This window comes from Micromonospora sp. NPDC049900 (assembly GCF_044461025.1).
GTDB lineage: Bacteria > Actinomycetota > Actinomycetes > Mycobacteriales > Micromonosporaceae > Micromonospora.
Genome location: NZ_JBITKM010000003.1, coordinates 306,050 through 322,383, shown reverse-complemented (window position 1 = coordinate 322,383; position 16,334 = coordinate 306,050). Strand labels below are relative to the sequence as shown.

General features: G+C 72.7%; 15 protein-coding genes and 1 pseudogene. 8 read left to right on the top strand and 8 right to left on the bottom strand.

Annotated features, from left to right (window positions below):
* Positions 1 to 37: 37 nt before the first annotated feature.
* Entirely contained in the window at positions 38 to 691 is a 654-nt protein-coding gene (locus ACIBMZ_RS09805) for a GNAT family N-acetyltransferase (protein ID WP_396692727.1), read from the bottom strand.
* 330 nt (positions 692 to 1,021) lie between these two features.
* Positions 1,022 to 1,123: pseudogene (locus ACIBMZ_RS09800) on the bottom strand (helix-turn-helix transcriptional regulator); the annotation flags it as partial.
* Positions 1,124 to 1,922: 799 nt separating this feature from the next.
* Between ACIBMZ_RS09800 and ACIBMZ_RS09795 the strand changes: the two are divergent.
* A complete protein-coding gene (locus ACIBMZ_RS09795) occupies positions 1,923 to 2,771 on the top strand; it encodes a 1,4-dihydroxy-6-naphthoate synthase (RefSeq protein WP_396692174.1) in 849 nt (282 codons plus the stop codon).
* On the opposite strand, the gene ACIBMZ_RS09790 is transcribed toward ACIBMZ_RS09795, so the two are convergent.
* Positions 2,732 to 3,118: a cold-shock protein gene (locus ACIBMZ_RS09790; protein ID WP_131052567.1), complete on the bottom strand. Its 387-nt coding sequence runs from the start codon at positions 3,116 to 3,118 to the stop codon at positions 2,732 to 2,734. The two genes, ACIBMZ_RS09795 and ACIBMZ_RS09790, sit on opposite strands and share 40 nt — an antisense overlap.
* A gap of 28 nt (positions 3,119 to 3,146) precedes the next feature.
* Positions 3,147 to 3,770, bottom strand: coding sequence for an HAD family hydrolase (locus tag ACIBMZ_RS09785; RefSeq protein ID WP_396692173.1), 624 nt, complete (start codon positions 3,768 to 3,770; stop codon positions 3,147 to 3,149).
* Between the two features lie 83 nt (positions 3,771 to 3,853).
* On the opposite strand from ACIBMZ_RS09785, the gene ACIBMZ_RS09780 reads away from it, so the two are divergent.
* Positions 3,854 to 6,325 carry a helicase-associated domain-containing protein gene (locus ACIBMZ_RS09780; RefSeq protein WP_396692172.1) on the top strand — a complete coding sequence of 824 codons (2,472 nt, stop codon included), beginning with the start codon at positions 3,854 to 3,856 and terminating at the stop codon, positions 6,323 to 6,325.
* A gap of 62 nt (positions 6,326 to 6,387) precedes the next feature.
* Here the strand turns inward: ACIBMZ_RS09780 and ACIBMZ_RS09775 are convergent, their stop codons facing one another.
* Positions 6,388 to 6,627 (bottom strand): hypothetical protein, encoded by a 240-nt coding sequence (locus ACIBMZ_RS09775; RefSeq protein ID WP_396692171.1) that lies wholly within the window; start codon positions 6,625 to 6,627, stop codon positions 6,388 to 6,390.
* A 447-nt stretch (positions 6,628 to 7,074) separates the two neighbouring features.
* On the opposite strand from ACIBMZ_RS09775, the gene ACIBMZ_RS09770 reads away from it, so the two are divergent.
* On the top strand, positions 7,075 to 8,754 hold the full coding sequence (locus ACIBMZ_RS09770) for a DNA repair helicase XPB (protein WP_396692170.1): 1,680 nt from the start codon (positions 7,075 to 7,077) through the stop codon (positions 8,752 to 8,754).
* 73 nt (positions 8,755 to 8,827) lie between these two features.
* On the opposite strand, the gene ACIBMZ_RS09765 is transcribed toward ACIBMZ_RS09770, so the two are convergent.
* Genes ACIBMZ_RS09765 through ligD (ACIBMZ_RS09755) form a run of 3 tightly spaced genes read right to left on the bottom strand, consistent with a single transcriptional unit; the run spans position 8,828 to position 11,477 of the window.
* Complete coding sequence (locus ACIBMZ_RS09765) at positions 8,828 to 9,580, bottom strand: TIGR03089 family protein (protein WP_396692169.1); 753 nt, start codon at positions 9,578 to 9,580, stop codon at positions 8,828 to 8,830.
* A 51-nt stretch (positions 9,581 to 9,631) separates the two neighbouring features.
* Positions 9,632 to 10,546, bottom strand: coding sequence for a non-homologous end-joining DNA ligase (gene ligD / locus ACIBMZ_RS09760; RefSeq protein ID WP_396692168.1), 915 nt, complete (start codon positions 10,544 to 10,546; stop codon positions 9,632 to 9,634).
* Positions 10,536 to 11,477 (bottom strand): non-homologous end-joining DNA ligase, encoded by a 942-nt coding sequence (ligD, locus tag ACIBMZ_RS09755; RefSeq protein ID WP_396692167.1) that lies wholly within the window; start codon positions 11,475 to 11,477, stop codon positions 10,536 to 10,538. The genes ligD (ACIBMZ_RS09760) and ligD (ACIBMZ_RS09755) overlap by 11 nt, the downstream gene beginning before the upstream one ends.
* An 86-nt stretch (positions 11,478 to 11,563) precedes the next feature.
* Between ligD (ACIBMZ_RS09755) and ACIBMZ_RS09750 the strand changes: the two genes are divergently transcribed.
* From ACIBMZ_RS09750 to ACIBMZ_RS09730, 5 genes are all read left to right on the top strand, one after another.
* Complete coding sequence (locus ACIBMZ_RS09750; RefSeq protein WP_396692166.1) at positions 11,564 to 12,619, top strand: Ku protein; 1,056 nt, start codon at positions 11,564 to 11,566, stop codon at positions 12,617 to 12,619.
* Positions 12,620 to 12,789: 170 nt separating this feature from the next.
* Complete coding sequence (locus tag ACIBMZ_RS09745) at positions 12,790 to 13,437, top strand: FKBP-type peptidyl-prolyl cis-trans isomerase (protein ID WP_396692165.1); 648 nt, start codon at positions 12,790 to 12,792, stop codon at positions 13,435 to 13,437.
* Between the two features lie 48 nt (positions 13,438 to 13,485).
* Positions 13,486 to 14,304, top strand: coding sequence for a hypothetical protein (locus ACIBMZ_RS09740; protein ID WP_396692725.1), 819 nt, complete (start codon positions 13,486 to 13,488; stop codon positions 14,302 to 14,304).
* Between the two features lie 135 nt (positions 14,305 to 14,439).
* Entirely contained in the window at positions 14,440 to 15,093 is a 654-nt protein-coding gene (locus tag ACIBMZ_RS09735) for an HAD family hydrolase (protein WP_396692164.1), read from the top strand.
* Positions 15,094 to 15,133: 40 nt separating this feature from the next.
* Positions 15,134 to 16,270 (top strand): glutathione-independent formaldehyde dehydrogenase, encoded by a 1,137-nt coding sequence (locus ACIBMZ_RS09730; protein WP_396692163.1) that lies wholly within the window; start codon positions 15,134 to 15,136, stop codon positions 16,268 to 16,270.
* Positions 16,271 to 16,334: the final 64 nt, after the last annotated feature.

The following is a 16,334-nucleotide window of genomic DNA, read 5'->3' as shown; positions in this document are numbered from 1 at the left end:
TGCACGCCAGCCACCGCCCGCGCCCCTGCGCCAGCCGTCACCGTTCTGCACGAGTCCGCTGTGCCCGCCGGTCCTCCTGTCCCCGGTGTTCCCGCCAGTCCCGCTGTTCCCGCTGATGTTCGAGGCGCAGCGAGAGGGGTCTGCTCGACTCGATCCGGAAGCCGCAGGCCGACAGGAAGCGCACTCCACCGAACTCCGCAGTGGCGCAGACCGCGTCCAGGCCCATCCCGCGTGTCTCCTCGACGAGCCGGTCCACCAGTCGCCGGCCGATGCCCAGTCTCCGCAACTCGGGAGCGACCAGCACTCCGTCGAGCACCACCTCGCGCCGGTCGCCCGAGTCCTCGCCGTACAGCAGGTCGAGGCTGCGCTCATGGGCGCGCAACTCGCCGACCAGATCACCGTCGGACAGTTCGGCGACCAGGCGCCAGCACGTCTCAGGCACGCCGGCGGTGACGCGACGGATCCGCACCTCGGCCAGCAACCGCTCACGCTCACGCCGCTCGTCCCGGTACCGCCGGTTCAGGTCGAAGGTCACCTCGGGCACCCGTAACGGCCACCGCTCGGGCGGCAACGAATACCAGCTCGCCCACCAGGCCCCCGGCCAGTCCTTGAGCGTGCGGACCCGGCGCGCGTCGAGATGGGCCGGATAGCGACGCCCCGCCGCGTCCCGCCAGGTGTCGCCGAGATCCACATCGCTCGCCGCCGAACCCCGGTCGTCCCCGCCGGCACGACCGTTCCCCCCGGCACCCTGAACGACGCAGGCGGCCGAAACAGCGCGTCCCCCGCCACCGGCGCAGGCATCCCCGGCAGCGCCAACTTCTCCGACGGCGCAAGCGGCCCGTGCTGCACGGGCTCCCTTGATGTCGCAGGCAGCCCCCGCCGCGCGGGCTCCCCCATTGGCGCAAGCGGCCTCAGCCGCGCGGGCTCGCCCGCTGGCGTGGGCGTCGCCCGCGAGGAGGCCCAGCGTGCCACCCGCCGCGCTGACGAGCCGCTGCACGGTCCGGAATCGCGGGTCGGTGCCCCGCCCCGACTCGATCCGCGCCACCGTCGACTGCGGCACACCGGACCGCGCAGCCAGTTCCCGCTGGCTCAGGTCGGCCCGTCGACGCAACGTCCGCAACATCGCTCCCACGTCGACCAGCCGCTCGCTAGAGGCGGCACCAACGCTGTCCCCGATGGCGTCGTCCCCCGTAGCGCTGTCCCCCATGGCGTCGTCCCCCATGGCGCTGTCCCCCGTGCCGCTGTCCCCCATGGCGTCGTCTCCCGTGCCGTCACTGCCCCGCACCATCGATGCTGACCTAACCCGACGGCCCTCTCAACCCGCCCGGCGAACCTGTGGACAACGCCTGTGGATAACTTCGTAGGCAGGATCCCGTACCTGGTGGCAACGGGTGCCCTGGCCTCGACAGGTCGGGCCGTCCCCTACTCCACCTGGCCGCCTGTCGAGCTGAACCGTCGGTGCTATCGCTCGGCGACTCCGCACCGGTTCGGGCTCGCCGCGAGGTCCGATCCGTTGATGCAGTCAGCTCGACAGGCGCCTCAGTGGACATGGTGTCGGCACCCGAGCGACGTCCGGCGGGGTCGAGGTCCACGAAACGCTGTGCCGCCGGGTGCGTAGCCCACAGAACTCCCTCGGCGCTGCCGGAGTGCGGCCGGGGCCAGAGCCGAGGCGGGGCCGAGGCGGGGCCGAGGCGGGACCGAGGCGGGGCCGAGGCGGGACCGAGGCGGGACCGAGGCGGGACCGAGGCGGGACCGAGGCGGGACCGAGGCGGGACCGGGGCCAGGACCGAGGTAATGGGGGACTGGGGTGAGGTGGGGGCTGGGGGAAGGCGGGTGGGGGCTGGGGGAAGGCGGGTGTGGGCTGGGTGACGGTGGTGGCACCGGCGGGTGGCAGGGTGCGGAGGCGGGGTTACGGTGGGGTCGTGGCGCTCTCGCTGGCGATCTCGCCCTGCCCCAACGACACGTTCGTCTTCCATGCGCTGGTGCACGGGCAGGTGCCCGGCGCACCGCCGGTCGAGGTGACGTACGCCGACGTCGACGTCACCAACACGGCCGCCGAGCGCGGCGCGTTCGACCTGGTGAAGGTCAGCTACGCGGCGTTGCCCTGGCTGCTGGGGGACTACCACCTGCTGCCCTGCGGGGGTGCGCTGGGGCGCGGCTGCGGGCCGCTGGTGCTCACCCGGGCGGACCCCGACGGCGGGCCGGAGCGTACCGACCTGAGTGAGGCGACGGTGGCGGTGCCGGGGGACCGGACCACCGCGTACCTGCTGTTCCGGCTCTGGGCCACCGGACGGACGCCGCGCCGCATCGAGGTGGTGCCGTTCCACGAGATCATGCCCGGGGTGGCCGCCGGACGGTACGACGCCGGGTTGGTGATCCACGAGGCGCGTTTCACCTACCCGCGTCACGGGCTGACCGCCCTGGTCGACCTCGGGGAGTGGTGGGAGGCCGACACCGGGCTGCCGATCCCGCTCGGCGCGATCCTGGCCCGGCGCGGCGTGGTCGACCCGCAGCGGGCCGCCGGATGGGTCCGGGACTCCGTCCAGCGGGCCTGGGCCGACCCGGCGGCAAGTCGGGAGTACGTGCTGGCGCACGCGCAGGAGATGGAGCCCGACGTGGTGGACCGGCACATCGACCTCTACGTCAACGAGTTCACCGCCGACCTGGGGGACGCGGGGTTCGCTGCCGTGGAGGCGCTGCTCGGCCGGGCCGCCGACGCCGGGCTCGTGCCTCAGACCTCCAGCTCGCGGGCGACCGCGTGGACCAACTGAGCGACCTTCTGGGCGGTCTTGCGATCCGGGAAGCGGCCCCGGCGCAGGTCCGGCTGGACCTTCGCCTCCAGCACCTTGATCATGTCTTCGACCAGGCCGTGCAGCTCCTCGGCGGGCCGACGCCGCAGCTCCGCCACGGAGGGCGGGGCGTCGAGCAGCTTCACTCCCATCGCCTGCGCGCCACGTCGGCTGTCCACCACGCTGAAGTCGACCCGCTGGCCGCCCTTGAGGTCGGTGACACCCGCCGGTAGCGCGCCCTTCGGCAGGAACACGTCGCCACCCTCGTCGCTGGTGACGAACCCGTATCCCTTGGCCGCGTCGTACCACTTCACTCGACCCGTAGGCACCTGAGAACCCCTGCTTCGCTTGAACCGTCTACTGCCTCAAGGCTAGCCGGATCATGTCGTCGAGCGCCGCCGGGAATCCGCTGAGATCCGCCAGCACGGTCGCCGCCCCGGCGGCCCTCAGTTCGTCGGCCGAACAGGGGCCCGTCGCCACCGCGATCCCGGGCACCTCGGCCGCCTGTGCCGCCACCATGTCGGCCACGTGGTCGCCGACGTAGTGGGTCGCGCCGTGCTCCCGCAACGCCGTCGCCTTGCCCTCGGCGAACAGGTCACCGGCCACCTCGTCGACCGTCAGGCCCAGATGTTCCAGGTGCAGTCGGGCCAGCCGGCCCAGCTTCGAGGTGACCACCAGCACCCGCCCGCCCCGCTGTCGTACCGCGTGGAGGGCGGCCACCGCGCCGGGCAGCGGCACGGTCGGCGTGATCGCGTACGCGGGGTAGAGCTCGCGGAAGGCGTGCACCGCCTCCTCGACCCGGTCCGGCGGGAACCAGTGCGCGATCTCGGTCCGCAGCGGTGGGCCCAACCGCGACACGGCGACCTCGGCGTCGACGGGTACGCCGGTCCGTTCGGTCAACGCCCGGTAGGTGGCGGCGATGCCGGGACGCGAGTCGACCAGGGTCATGTCGAGGTCGAAACCGACCGTCAGTTGGCGCATGCTGCGAAGCTACCCGGCCACCCAGACCAGCCGGGACGTCCGATGGGCGCGGGCGGCCCCGGCCGGGCTAGCGTGGAACGACGATGAGCACCTCACTCGCCGACCACCTGCGGGCGCTGCCCGACGAGTCGCTCGCCGCGCTGCTCCAGGCGCGGCCCGACCTCGTCGTGCCGGTGCCCGCCGACGTCGCCGCCCTCGCCATCCGGGCACAGTCCCGGGTCTCGGTGTCGCGGGCGCTGGACGCGCTGGACCAGTTCACCCTGCTGATCATGGATGCCGCCCGGTTGACCCGTGACCCGGTCGACGGCACCACCTCGGTCGACGGGGTCCTCGCGATGGCCACCACCGGCCCGCATCCGCCCGCATCGGCCGCCGTACGCGCCGCCGTCGACCGGTTGCGCGCCCTGTTCCTGCTGTACGGCCCCGACCACGCGTTGCGCCTGGTCGGTGGCGTCGACGAGATCTCCCCGTACCCGGCGGGACTCGGCCGACCCGCCACCGAGCTGGACCCGCGCACGGCGGCACTCTGCGCGGACCCGGCGAAGCTGCGACGCACGCTGCTCTCCGCGCCGCCGTCGGCGCGGGCGATCCTGGACCGGCTGGCGGCCGGACCGCCGGTCGGCAGCGTGCCGGCCGGCGCGCTGCGGGCCCCGGCCGTCGGCGCCGACGACGACCTGCCACCGGACGACACCAACGGCGGCGCGGCGACCGGCTCACCGGTCCGCTGGCTGGTCGACCATCGGCTGCTGGTGCGGGTCGCCGGTGGCAAGGGCGGCACCGCCGGCATGGTGGAGTTGCCCCGGGAGGTCGGGCTGTTGCTGCGGCGCGACACCGGGCCGCTCGGGCCGTTGCGCACCACCCCACCGCAGGTCACCAGCACCCCGCGCGAGCCGAAGGCCGCCGACTCCGCCGGGGCCGGGCAGACCATGGAGGTGGTACGTCACACCGAGGCGCTGCTGGAACAGTTGGCCGCCGAACCCGCGCCGGTGCTCCGCTCGGGTGGCCTGGGCGTACGCGACCTGCGTCGGCTGGCCCGCGCCACCGGCCTGGACGAGCCGACGGCGGCGCTGCTGCTGGAGGTGGCGTACGCGGCCGGGCTGACCGGTGAGGTGGAGCTGCCCGGTTCCGCCGGCCGGTACGGCGCCGACCAGCAGGTGATGCCGACCGCCGGGTACGAGATGTGGCGGGCCGGTTCGCTGGCCCAGCGCTGGGAGCAGGTGGCCCGTGCCTGGCTGACCATGACCCGGCAGGTCGGGCTGGTCGGGCAGCGGGACGACCGGGACCGTCCGGTCACCGTGCTCTCCGCCGAGGCGGAACGTGCCGGGGCGCCCGCCGCCCGCCGAGCGGTGCTCGGCGTACTCGCCGACCTGGAGCCGGGCAGCGCGCCCACCGCCGACGAGGTGTTGACGCTGCTCGACTGGCGGGCACCACGCCGCAGCCGGGGGCGGGAGGCGGCGCACCGGGAGGTGCTGACCGAGGCGGCCACGCTGGGCGTGACGGGGCTGGGGGCGCTCAGCTCGTACGGGCGGCTGCTGCTGGCCGAGGCGACCGCGAGCGAGGACCGCGACGCGGACGACCCGCTCGGGCTCCGGTCCGACGCCGAGGACGGTACAGGCACCGCCGTGCGGGCACTGGACGCGCTGCTGCCCGCCCCGGTGGACCACTTCCTGGTGCAGGCCGACCTGACCGTGGTGGTGCCGGGTCCGCCCGAGCCGGCGCTCGCCGCCGAACTGGAGGTGGTCGCCGAACCGGAGTCGGCCGGTGGAGCGAGCGTGCACCGGATCACCACCGGCAGCGTCCGGCGTGCCCTCGACGCCGGGTACTCCGCCGACGACCTGCACGACCTGTTCCGGCGCCGGTCCCGTACGTCGGTGCCGCAGGGCCTGACGTACCTGGTGGACGACGTGGCCCGCAAGCACGGCGGGCTGCGGGTCGGCTCCGCCGGGGCGTACCTGCGCAGCGACGACGAGGCGCTGCTGGCCGAGGTGCTCGCGGACCGGCGGGTGGAGGCGTTGGCGCTACGTCGACTCGCGCCCACCGTGCTGGTGACCCCCTACCAGGCGGGGCGGATGCTCGCCCTGCTCCGGGAGGCGGGCTACGTCCCGGTGGCCGAGGACGCCACCGGCTCGGCGGTGCTGACCCGGCCGAAGGTCCGGCGGGCACCCGCCCGGGTCTCGGTCGCCACCCGCGCCCTCGACCCGCTGGCCACCCCGAGGCTGCCGCTGCCGCGCCTGCTGGGCGTGGTGGACCAGATCCGCCGAGGTGACGCGGCGGCCCGCGCCGCCCGGCGGGCACCGGCAGCGGTTCGCGGCGGTACGCCGGACGGACCCACCCCGGCGACCGGCCACAGCGAGGCCCTGGCCGTGCTGCAACAGGCGGTACGCGACAAGGCACTGGTCTGGGTGGGCTACGTCGACGCGCACGGGGCGACGGCGTCCCGGCTGGTCCGACCCGTCTCGCTGGGCGCCGGCTACCTGCGCGCCGAGGACGAGCGCACGGAGATGCTGCACACCTTCGCGCTGCACCGGATCACCGCCGCCGTGCTGGAGAGGTGAGGCGGCGCTGGCTGAGCTGACCCGGCGCTGCCGAGGTGACGCGCTGCTCGGGCGGTGGGCGGTCAGCGCAGGCTGCGCCGGACCGATCCGACGATCGCCACCACCAGCAGCAGTGCGAAGCCGGTGCCGAGCGCCTCGCCGACCGAGTCCACGAAGCCCTGCTGAAGGACGAGCCAGCCGAACAGGAACCAGCCGAACAGGGCCACCCCGAGGATCGAATACGCGATCACCGTGGCGGTGGAGACCGGCTCTGCGGACTGCGCCTGCTCGCGGTCGAGGATCATTTCCTGGTCAACGGTCATGCGCCCTCCCCCGTACGGTCCGGCTCTGCCGTCCAGGGTGACACCCCGGAGCGCAACCGACCAGCACCATCACGTGACGATCCGGCGGGTTCATACCCCGGAGCAGGCGACCGGGAAACGGGCGACGGGGTCGCCGGTGCGGCTCGGACACGCGCTCGCCCCCGCTGGCCGTCCGCGACGACGGGACCCGGCCCCCGCTCGCTGGCCCCACTCGTCGCGGCGCGAACGCGCGCCGACGCCGACCGGCGTGACGGTCGGCGTGGCACCTGGCGGCCCTCGCCGACTCGTCTCCCCCAGAGCAAGACGCACCGAGGTACCCGCTCGGTTGCTGCTGGTCGACGGTTTTCTTGCCACCCGCCCGCGCGTGCAACACTGGATGGTCGCCCGCCCGCAGGTCAGCCACCTGCCGGAGCGGTCCGGTCAGCCGTACCGAGGAGGGGGTTCCGCGTGAGCGGTGGACCACTGATCGTGCAGTCCGACAAGACACTGCTGCTGGAGATCGACCACGCCGACGCGCAGGCCTGCCGAATGGCCATCGCGCCCTTCGCGGAGCTGGAGCGCTCCCCCGAGCACGTGCACACGTACCGGTTGACCCCGCTCGGGCTCTGGAACGCCCGGGCCGCCGGCCACGACGCCGAGGGCGTGGTGGACGCCCTGATCAAGTACTCCCGCTACCCGGTGCCGCACGCCCTGCTGGTGGACGTGGCCGAGACCATGGACCGGTACGGCCGGCTCCAACTCGCCAACGACCCGGCGCACGGCCTGGTCCTGCGCGCCCTCGACCGGATGGTGCTGGTCGAGGTGGCCAAGAGCAAGAAGCTCGCCGGGATGCTCGGCAACAAGCTCGACGACGACACCATCGCGGTGCACCCGTCCGAGCGCGGCCGACTCAAGCAGGCCCTGCTCAAGCTCGGCTGGCCGGCGGAGGACCTGGCCGGGTACGTCGACGGCGAGGCCCACCCGATCGAGCTGGCCCAGAGCGGCGAGGACGGTGGCAGGCCGTGGACGCTGCGGTCGTACCAGCGGGAGGCCGTCGAGGCGTTCTGGGCGGGCGGCTCGGGCGTGGTGGTGCTGCCCTGCGGTGCCGGCAAGACGCTGGTCGGCGCGGCGGCGATGGCCGAGGCGAAGGCGACCACGCTGATCCTGGTCACCAACACGGTCGCCGGTCGGCAGTGGAAGCGGGAGCTGATCGCCCGCACCTCGCTGACCGAGGAGGAGATCGGCGAGTACTCGGGCGAGCGCAAGGAGATCCGGCCGGTCACCATCGCCACGTACCAGGTGCTCACCTCGCGGCGCGGCGGCGCCTTCACCCACCTGGACCTGTTCGGGGCCCGCGACTGGGGTCTGGTCGTCTACGACGAGGTGCACCTGCTGCCCGCGCCGATCTTCCGGTTCACCGCCGACCTCCAGGCCCGCCGCCGCCTCGGGCTGACCGCCACCCTGGTCCGCGAGGACGGCCGGGAGGGCGACGTGTTCAGCCTGATCGGGCCGAAGCGGTACGACGCGCCGTGGAAGGACATCGAGTCGCAGGGCTGGATCGCCCCGGCGCACTGCACCGAGGTCAGGGTCACCCTGACCGACGCCGAACGGATGTCGTACGCGACGGCGGAGGCCGAGGAGCGCTACCGGATGGCGGCCACCGCCCGGACCAAGCTGCCGGTGGTGCGCGCCCTGGTCGAGCGGCACGCGGCGGAGCAGACGCTGGTGATCGGCGCGTACATCGACCAGTTGCACCAGCTCGGCGAATACCTGGACGCCCCGATCGTGCAGGGCTCGACCACCAACAAGGAACGTGAACGGCTGTTCGACGCGTTCCGCTCCGGTGAGATCCGCACGCTGGTGATCTCGAAGGTCGGCAACTTCTCGATCGACCTGCCCGAGGCGGCGGTGGCGATCCAGGTGTCCGGCACCTTCGGCTCCCGCCAGGAGGAGGCGCAGCGGTTGGGCCGGGTGCTACGCCCGAAGGCCGACGGTCGGCAGGCGCACTTCTACACCGTCGTGTCCCGGGACACCATCGACACCGAGTACGCCGCCCATCGGCAGCGCTTCCTCGCCGAACAGGGGTACGCGTACACCATCGTCGACGCCGACGACGTCCTCGGCCCCCCTCTGCCGACCGTCGACTGAGGTGTAAGGAAGGGCCCCCTACTACCGTCTCCGGTATAGCAGGGGTCCCTTCCTAACATCTCGCCGGCGACGGTCAGAGGACTCGGGTGATCTGCTCGGCGGCGACGACCGCGTCCCGGTTCGCCGGGTAAAGGTCGGCGCAGAGCACCACGGAGGCACCGGCGGAGAGCGGCGCGAGCAGCCACGTCAACGGCTGGTCGTGCTCGGTGACGTCGACCAGCAGCCGGTCACCGACCCGCAGGTCGAGCTGCTCGGCGACCACCTTCGCGACCGCGCCCCACTCGGCGAAACTGGTGCCGTCCGGGGTGGCCGCGTCACCGGCGTGCAACACGGGACGATCGGTCGGGGCCGCACCGTGCCGCAGCACCTCCACGCACCAGTCGAGCCAACCGGCCGGCACCTCGGCCAGCGGCTCCGACCCGGTGCCGACGAGGTAGCGGTGCAGCCCCTCCGGTACGTCCTCCAGCCAGTCGTCGAGCCGTTCCGGGGTGACCAGCACCGCGTCGTACGGCCGGTCGCCGCCGGGCTCCAGCACCGGCAACCCGGCGGTGGCCCACGGCCGGAACGACACCGCCATCCCCACCGACCAGGCCCCGAGCAACACCGCAGCGGTACGCCAGTGCGGCGGCAGCAGCACCGCCACCCGGCTGCCCGGCGTCAGTCCGCACCCGTCCCGCAGCAGGCCGGCCGCGCGCGCCGACCACTCGCCCAGTTCGGCGGCGGTCAGGTCGTGCCGGGCACCGGTCCGGTGGTCGAGGCAGGTGATCAACGGCCGGTCCCGTTCGGCGAGGCCGGTGACGGAGCGTACGGGAAGAGCAGTCTCCATCCGTCGATAATCCCTTGCCGACGCACGGTGACGAAATAAGGATCGCGGGACTTACGCCGAAGGCAGCGCACGGCCGGGTTCGAGCAGCGGACCGAGCAGGTCGCCGTACTCCTCGACCCGCTCCAGCACCTCCGCGGCCGTGTACGGCTTCGACGACGGTCGCCTGCCCGCCGCGCCAGCCTCCACCTCGTCCCAGGTCAACGGCGTCGACACCGCCGGCACCGGCTGTGCCCGCAGCGAGTACGGGGCCACCGTGGTCTTCGCCGCGCTGTTCTGACTCCAGTCGATGAACACCTTGCCGGGCCGGAGGTTCTTCGCCATCTTCGACACGATCAGCTTCGGGTGCTCGCGTTCCAACTCCTGGGCGATCCGTCGGGCGTACCCGGACACGTCGTCGGCGGACTGCGTACCGGCGATCGGGCAGCAGAGCTGCATGCCCTTCTTGCCGGAGGTCTTCGGATAGCTGTCCACCCCGTCGGCGGCCAGCCGTTCACGCAGCAGCAGCGCCACCCGGCAGCACTGCCGCAGGGTCGCCGGTGGCCCGGGGTCCAGGTCGACCACCATCAGGTCCGGGTGTCCGCCGACCTTCCACTGCGGGGTGTGCAGTTCCAGTGCGGCGAGGTTGGCCAGCCACACCAGGGTGGGCAGGTCGTCGGCGACCACGTAGTCGATGGTCTCCCGGCCCTTCGTCGAGCCGGGCGCGGGCAGTGTCTCGACGTGCACCCAGGAGGGTGTGGCGGCCGGGGCGTTCTTCTCGAAGAAGGAGTTGCCCTCCACCCCGTTCGGGTAGCGGATCCGGGTCAGCGCCCGGTCGTGCAGGTGCGGCAGCAGCACCGGCGAGATCCGGGTGTAGTAGTCGATCACCTCGCCCTTGGTGAAGCCAGCCTTCGGGTAGAGGACCTTGTCCAGGTTCGACACCTCCAGGGTGCGTCCGGCGACGTCGACCCGGAGCCGCTCACCCGCCATCCGTCACCTCCTGCGCCGACTTGTCCGGCCGCAGCCGCAGGAGCCGGGGGAACCGCAGTCGCCCGTCCGGTGTGCGCTGGCCGTACTTGACCTCCACCACCACCTGCGGGGTCACCCAGATCGCGCCCCGGGCATCCTCCCGGGGCACGTCGCCGCCGAACGGCGAGGCGGTGGTGCGCAACGGCTCCAACTCCCGCAGCAGTTCGCGTTCCAGGGCCGCCCCGATCCCGCCGCCGACCCGCCCCCGATAGACCAGCCGACCGTCGGCTGCGGGCACCCCGACCAGCAGGCCGCCGATCCGGCGGGCACCGGGCCGCCAGCCGCCGATCACGAAGTCCCCGGTCACCTCCAGCTTGACCTTCACCCACTCCGGTGACCGCACGCCGGGCCGGTAGGTCGAGTCCGCCCGCTTGGCCATCACCCCTTCCAGGCCGTGCTCACCGGCGGCGGCGTAGGTGGCCGGGCCGTCCGGGAAGACCGGCGGGACCGTCCAACGCGCCGCGCCCAGTCCCAGCCCGTCGAGGGCCTGCCGACGCCGGGTGTACGACCAGCCGGTGAGGTCCGTGCCGCGCAACCGCAACAAGTCGAAGATCATGTACGTGACGGGGCCGCTCGCCGCCAGCCGGGCCGCCTTCGCCGGATCCCGCACGTGCATCCGCTCGGCCAGGGCGGTGAACGACGGTCGACCGGCCCGGTCGAAGCGGACCACCTCGCCGTCGAGCAGCGCGTCGTCGACCTGCTCGCCGAGCGGGATCAGCTCCGGGTAGGCGGTGGTGATCTCCACCCCGGAGCGCGCGTACAGGCGCTGCCGCCCGGCGACGATGTCGGCCAGGGCGCGTACGCCGTCCCACTTGAACTCGTACGCCCACCCGGCGCCGGCAGGCAGTTGCCCGGTCACCGCGAGCATCGGCTTCAGTGGCGCGCCGGGCACGAACCGACTGTAGTAGCAGGCCGAACACCTCGCGCCCGGTTCCGTCTGATGCGAGCATGGTCGATATCGGGGAAGGAAGGTGCAGGATGCGGGCCATCTGGAAGGGGGCCGTGTCGTTCGGCCTTGTCTCGATCGCGGTGAAGCTGTACTCCGCGACCGAGGAGAAGGACATCCGGTTCCACCAGGTGCACCGGTCCGACGGCGGGCGGATCCGGTACAAGCGCACCTGTCAGGTCTGCGGCGAGGAGGTCGGCTACGACGACATCGCCAAGGGGTACGACATCGGTGGCGGGGAGATGGTGATCCTCACCGACGAGGATTTCGCCGAACTGCCGTTGAGCACCTCCCACGCGATCGACGTGCTGGAGTTCGTACCGGCCGAGCAGGTCGACCCGATCCTCTACAACAAGGCGTACTTCCTGGAACCGGAGGGCACGGCGACCAAGCCGTACCTGCTGTTGCGGGACGCCCTGACCGACTCCGAGCGGGTGGCGATCGTCAAGGTGGCGCTGCGCCAGCGGGAGCAGTTGGCCACCCTGCGGGTACGCGAGGGCGTCCTGCTGTTGAACACCATGCTCTGGCCCGACGAGATCCGTAAGCCGGCTTTCGCCTTCCTGGACGAGGATCTCAAGATCCGGCCGCCGGAGCTGGCGATGGCCACCTCGCTCGTCGACTCGATGGCCGGTGACTTCCATCCGGACGAGTTCACCGACGACTACCGGGCAGCACTCCAGGAGGTCATCGACGCGAAGGTGGAGGGCCGCGAGGTCGTACAGCCGGAGGAGGTCGAGGAGGCGCCGCCCGCCGCCGTCGACCTGATGGCCGCGCTGAAGGCCTCGGTGGAGCGGGCCCGCGCGGCCCGGGGTGAGGGGGGCGGCACGGCCTCCGGCGGTGGTGCCGGTGCACCCACCCCGATCACCTCCGCCCGCTCGGCGCAGCAGAAGACCGCCACGAAGAAGGCCCCGGCCAAGAAGACCGCCGAGAAGAAGGCCACCGGTACGAAAGCCGGCGGCACGGCGACCGGCGGCGCGAAGAAGGCCCCGGCGAAGAAGGCCGAGCCGGCCAGGAAGACCGCCGAGAAGAAGACCGCCAAGGCCGCGAAGGCCCCGGCGAAGAAGACGACTCCCCGCAAGTCCGCCTGACCGCCGAGGTTCCCGGCCCTGTCGCACCCGTGCCCCGACGTCCCAGTCGTCGCACAATTCCCACTGGTCACGATCGACGGTCGGAACTGCGTCAGCCACCAGGTACCGTGTGTCGGCGACGGCGTCTGTAGCCGGACGCACCCACACCTCTCAGCAGGGGAGTCGAGGACGTGAGCGAGCAGGAGACCAAGGCACGACGGCGACTGGCCGAACAGTTGGCGGCCCAGAAGGCGGCCGAGGCCAAGCGGCGGCGGCAGGCATGGGCCGGTGGTTTCGCCGGGATCGCCGTGGTCGCGGTGCTGGTCACCGTCTTCGTGATCGTCGGCCAGCGCGGCGGAGACGACGCTCCCGAGCAGGCCGCCGGCTCGCCGTCGGCTCCCGCGGACGCACCGGCCGAGCCGGGCGCGCCGGGTGCCCCGCCCGCCCCGCAACTGCCCGAGGGCGCGGACCCGGCGCTCGGTACCAAGCCGACCGTGAGCGCCGGCGAGGGCGAGTTGACCAAGCTCACCGTCACTCCGCTGATCGAGGGCACCGGACCGGCCGTCACCGCCGGGCAGTCGATCACCACGAACTACGTGGGTGTGCTCTTCGCCAACGGCGAGCAGTTCGACTCCTCCTGGGAGCGGGGCCAGCCGGCCACCTTCCCGATCGGCGTCGGACAGGTCATCGAGGGCTGGGACAAGGGCCTGGTCGGGGTGAAGGTCGGCAGCCGGGTGCAGCTCGACATCCCGGCCGAGCAGGCGTACGGCAACGACGCCGCGGGCGGCCGTCCGGCCGGTCCGCTGCGTTTCGTGGTGGACATCCTCGCCGCCCAGTAGGAGACGACGGTGGCGACGGCGGACGAGCCCGGGCGGACGGCCCGGTCGATGTGGACGTACTACGAGCCGGTGCACGCCGTCACCTACTTCCATCCGCGCGCCCGCGCCGCCTACGAGGCGGCCGGGCTGCGCGGGTACTGGCGGGGGTACTTCGCGGGTCGTGCCGCGCCGCTCGGGCCGACCGGTCCCGCCCCGGTGATCGCGGCCTTCTTCACCTTCGCCCCGCACATGGTGGCGCGTGCCCTGCCGGCGGTGTGGCAGTTGGCCGACCCCGAGGAGGCGCTGCGCTCCCGGCTGACCGGGGCGGTGCAGGCCCTCGCCGAGTTGATCTACGAGCTGCCCGAGCAGCACCTGGCCGAGACCGCAGAGTTGCTGTCGGCCGCCGCCGACGAGGCCGGGACCGCCGGTCGGGTACTCGGTGCGGCCAACGCCGCGCTGCCGCGCGGTGAGTACCCGCTGGCCCGGCTCTGGCAGGCCGCCACCACGCTGCGCGAACATCGTGGTGACGGACACGTGGCGGCCCTGGTCGCCGCCGACCTCGATCCGGTGGAGACGCTGGCCTGGCGGGTCGCGGTCGACATGCCGCCGGCGAACCTGCTCGGCCGGGGCTGGTCGGAGCAGGAGTGGGCACAGGCGCGGGAACGGCTGGCCGCCCGGGGTTGGCTGACGTCGGACGGCCAGCCCACCGAGCGTGGTCGGGCCGGTTTCCGGGCCGTCGAGGAGGCCACCGACTCCGCCGCCGCCCGCCCCTGGCAGGCGCTGGGCCCGACGCTCACGAAACGGCTGAGCGAGTTGCTCGACCCGATCGCCATGGCCGCCCACCGGGTCATCCCGCCGGACAGCCCGATCGGCCTGCCCGCCCGGTAGGCCGCAGCGCCCCGACCGACCCACGCCGCCGGGTGCGCTGCTGCTCGGATGTAAGGAAGGGTCCCTTCCTATACACGAGGCGTTAGCAGGGGTCCCTTCCTTTCATGCATCCCCGTGTGAGGCAGGATGGTTCGTGTGGTGGATGCGGTGGTCTTCGACCTGGACGGCGTGATCGTGGACTCCGAGCCGGTCTGGGAGGAGGTCCGCCGGGCGTACGTGGCGACGCACGGCGGGACCTGGCAGCCGGACACCCAACGTCGGCTGATGGGGATGAGCACCGGCGAGTGGGCCGACTACCTCAGCGGTGAACTGGGCGTACGGCGGACCGCCGCGCAGGTCGCCACCGAGGTGGTCGAGGAGATGAGCCGGCGGTACGCGTCGCGCGTACCGCTGATCGACGGAGCGGACGACGTGGTGCGCCGGGTGGCCGCGCGGTGGCCGTTGGGACTGGCGAGTTCGTCGCCGACCCGGCTGATCGCGGCGGCGCTGACGGCCACCGGCCTGACCGACGAGTTCGGCAGCACGTTGTCCACCGAGGAGACGGACCGCGGTAAACCGGCGCCGGACGTGTACCTGACCGTGGCGGAACGCCTCGGTGTGGATCCGAGCCGGTGCGTCGCGGTGGAGGACTCCTCCAACGGCATCCGGTCGGCCGCCGCCGCCGGAATGATCGTGGTGGCGGTGCCGCACGGGTCGTACCCGCTGGATCCGGACGCGCAGCGGATGGCGGCGGCGGTGCTCGACTCCATCGGTGAGCTGACCCCGGAGTTCGTCGACCGGCTCGGCTGAACCGCCACCGATCGGCCGCCGGCCGCCTACGGTCGGTGACATGAGGGCTGTGGTGTACCAGGGAGCGCACGACGTCGCGGTGACCGAGGTCCCGGATCCGACGATCGAGGCGCCGACGGACGTGATCGTGCAGATCACGACCACCGCGATCTGCGGTTCCGACCTGCACATGTACGAGGGCCGCACGGACGCCGAGCCGGGCATCGTGCTCGGGCACGAGAACATGGGCACGATCGTGGAGACCGGGCCGGGCGTGGTGAGCCTGCGTACGGGTGACCGGGTGTCCATGCCGTTCAACGTCGCCTGCGGTTTCTGCCGCAACTGCCGTGAGGGCAGGACCGGCTTCTGCCTGACCGTCAATCCCGGTTTCGCCGGTGGCGCGTACGGCTACGTGTCGATGGGGCCGTACCGGGGTGGGCAGGCGGAGTACCTCCGGGTGCCGTTCGCCGACTTCAACTGCCTGAAACTGCCGCCGGGCACCGAGCACGAGAACGACTTCGCGATGCTCGCCGACATCTTCCCCACCGGGTACCACGGGGTGGCCATGAGCGAGCTGCGGCCCGGCGAGACGATCACCGTGATGGGTGGCGGGCCAGTGGGTCTGATGGCCGCGTACTCGGCGGTGTTGCGGGGCGCGGCGGAGGTCTTCGTGGTCGACCGGGTGCCGGACCGGCTGCGGCTGGCCGAGTCGATCGGCGCCATCCCGATCGACTTCTCGGCCGGTGACCCGGTGGAGCAGATCCGGGACCGCACCGGCGGCACCGGCACCGACCGGGGCGTGGACGCGGTCGGCTACCAGGCGTCCGGCAAGGGCGGCGAGGAGCATCCGGCGTCGGTGCTGAACAGCCTGGTCGAGGTGGTCCGGGCGACCGGTGTGATCGGCGTGGTCGGGCTCTATCTGGCCCACGACCCGGGTGCGCCGGACGCGCACTCCGGCCGTGGTGAGCTGCTGTTCAAGATGGGCAAGTTCTTCGAGAAGGGCCTGCGGATGGGGACCGGCCAGGCCAACGTCAAGGCGTACAACGAGTACCTGCGCAATCTGATCGTCGCGGGCCGGGCGAAGCCGAGCTTCGTGGTGAGCCAGGAGCTGCCGCTGGACGCGGCGCCGGAGGCGTACCAACGCTTCGACCGGCGCGAGGAGGGCTACTCGAAGGTGGTGCTCAAGCCGGCCGCCTGACCTGCGGCGGCATGGGCGCGCCCGGGCCGGGTAACGCCAACGGCGCCCATGCCGAGTCGAGGAG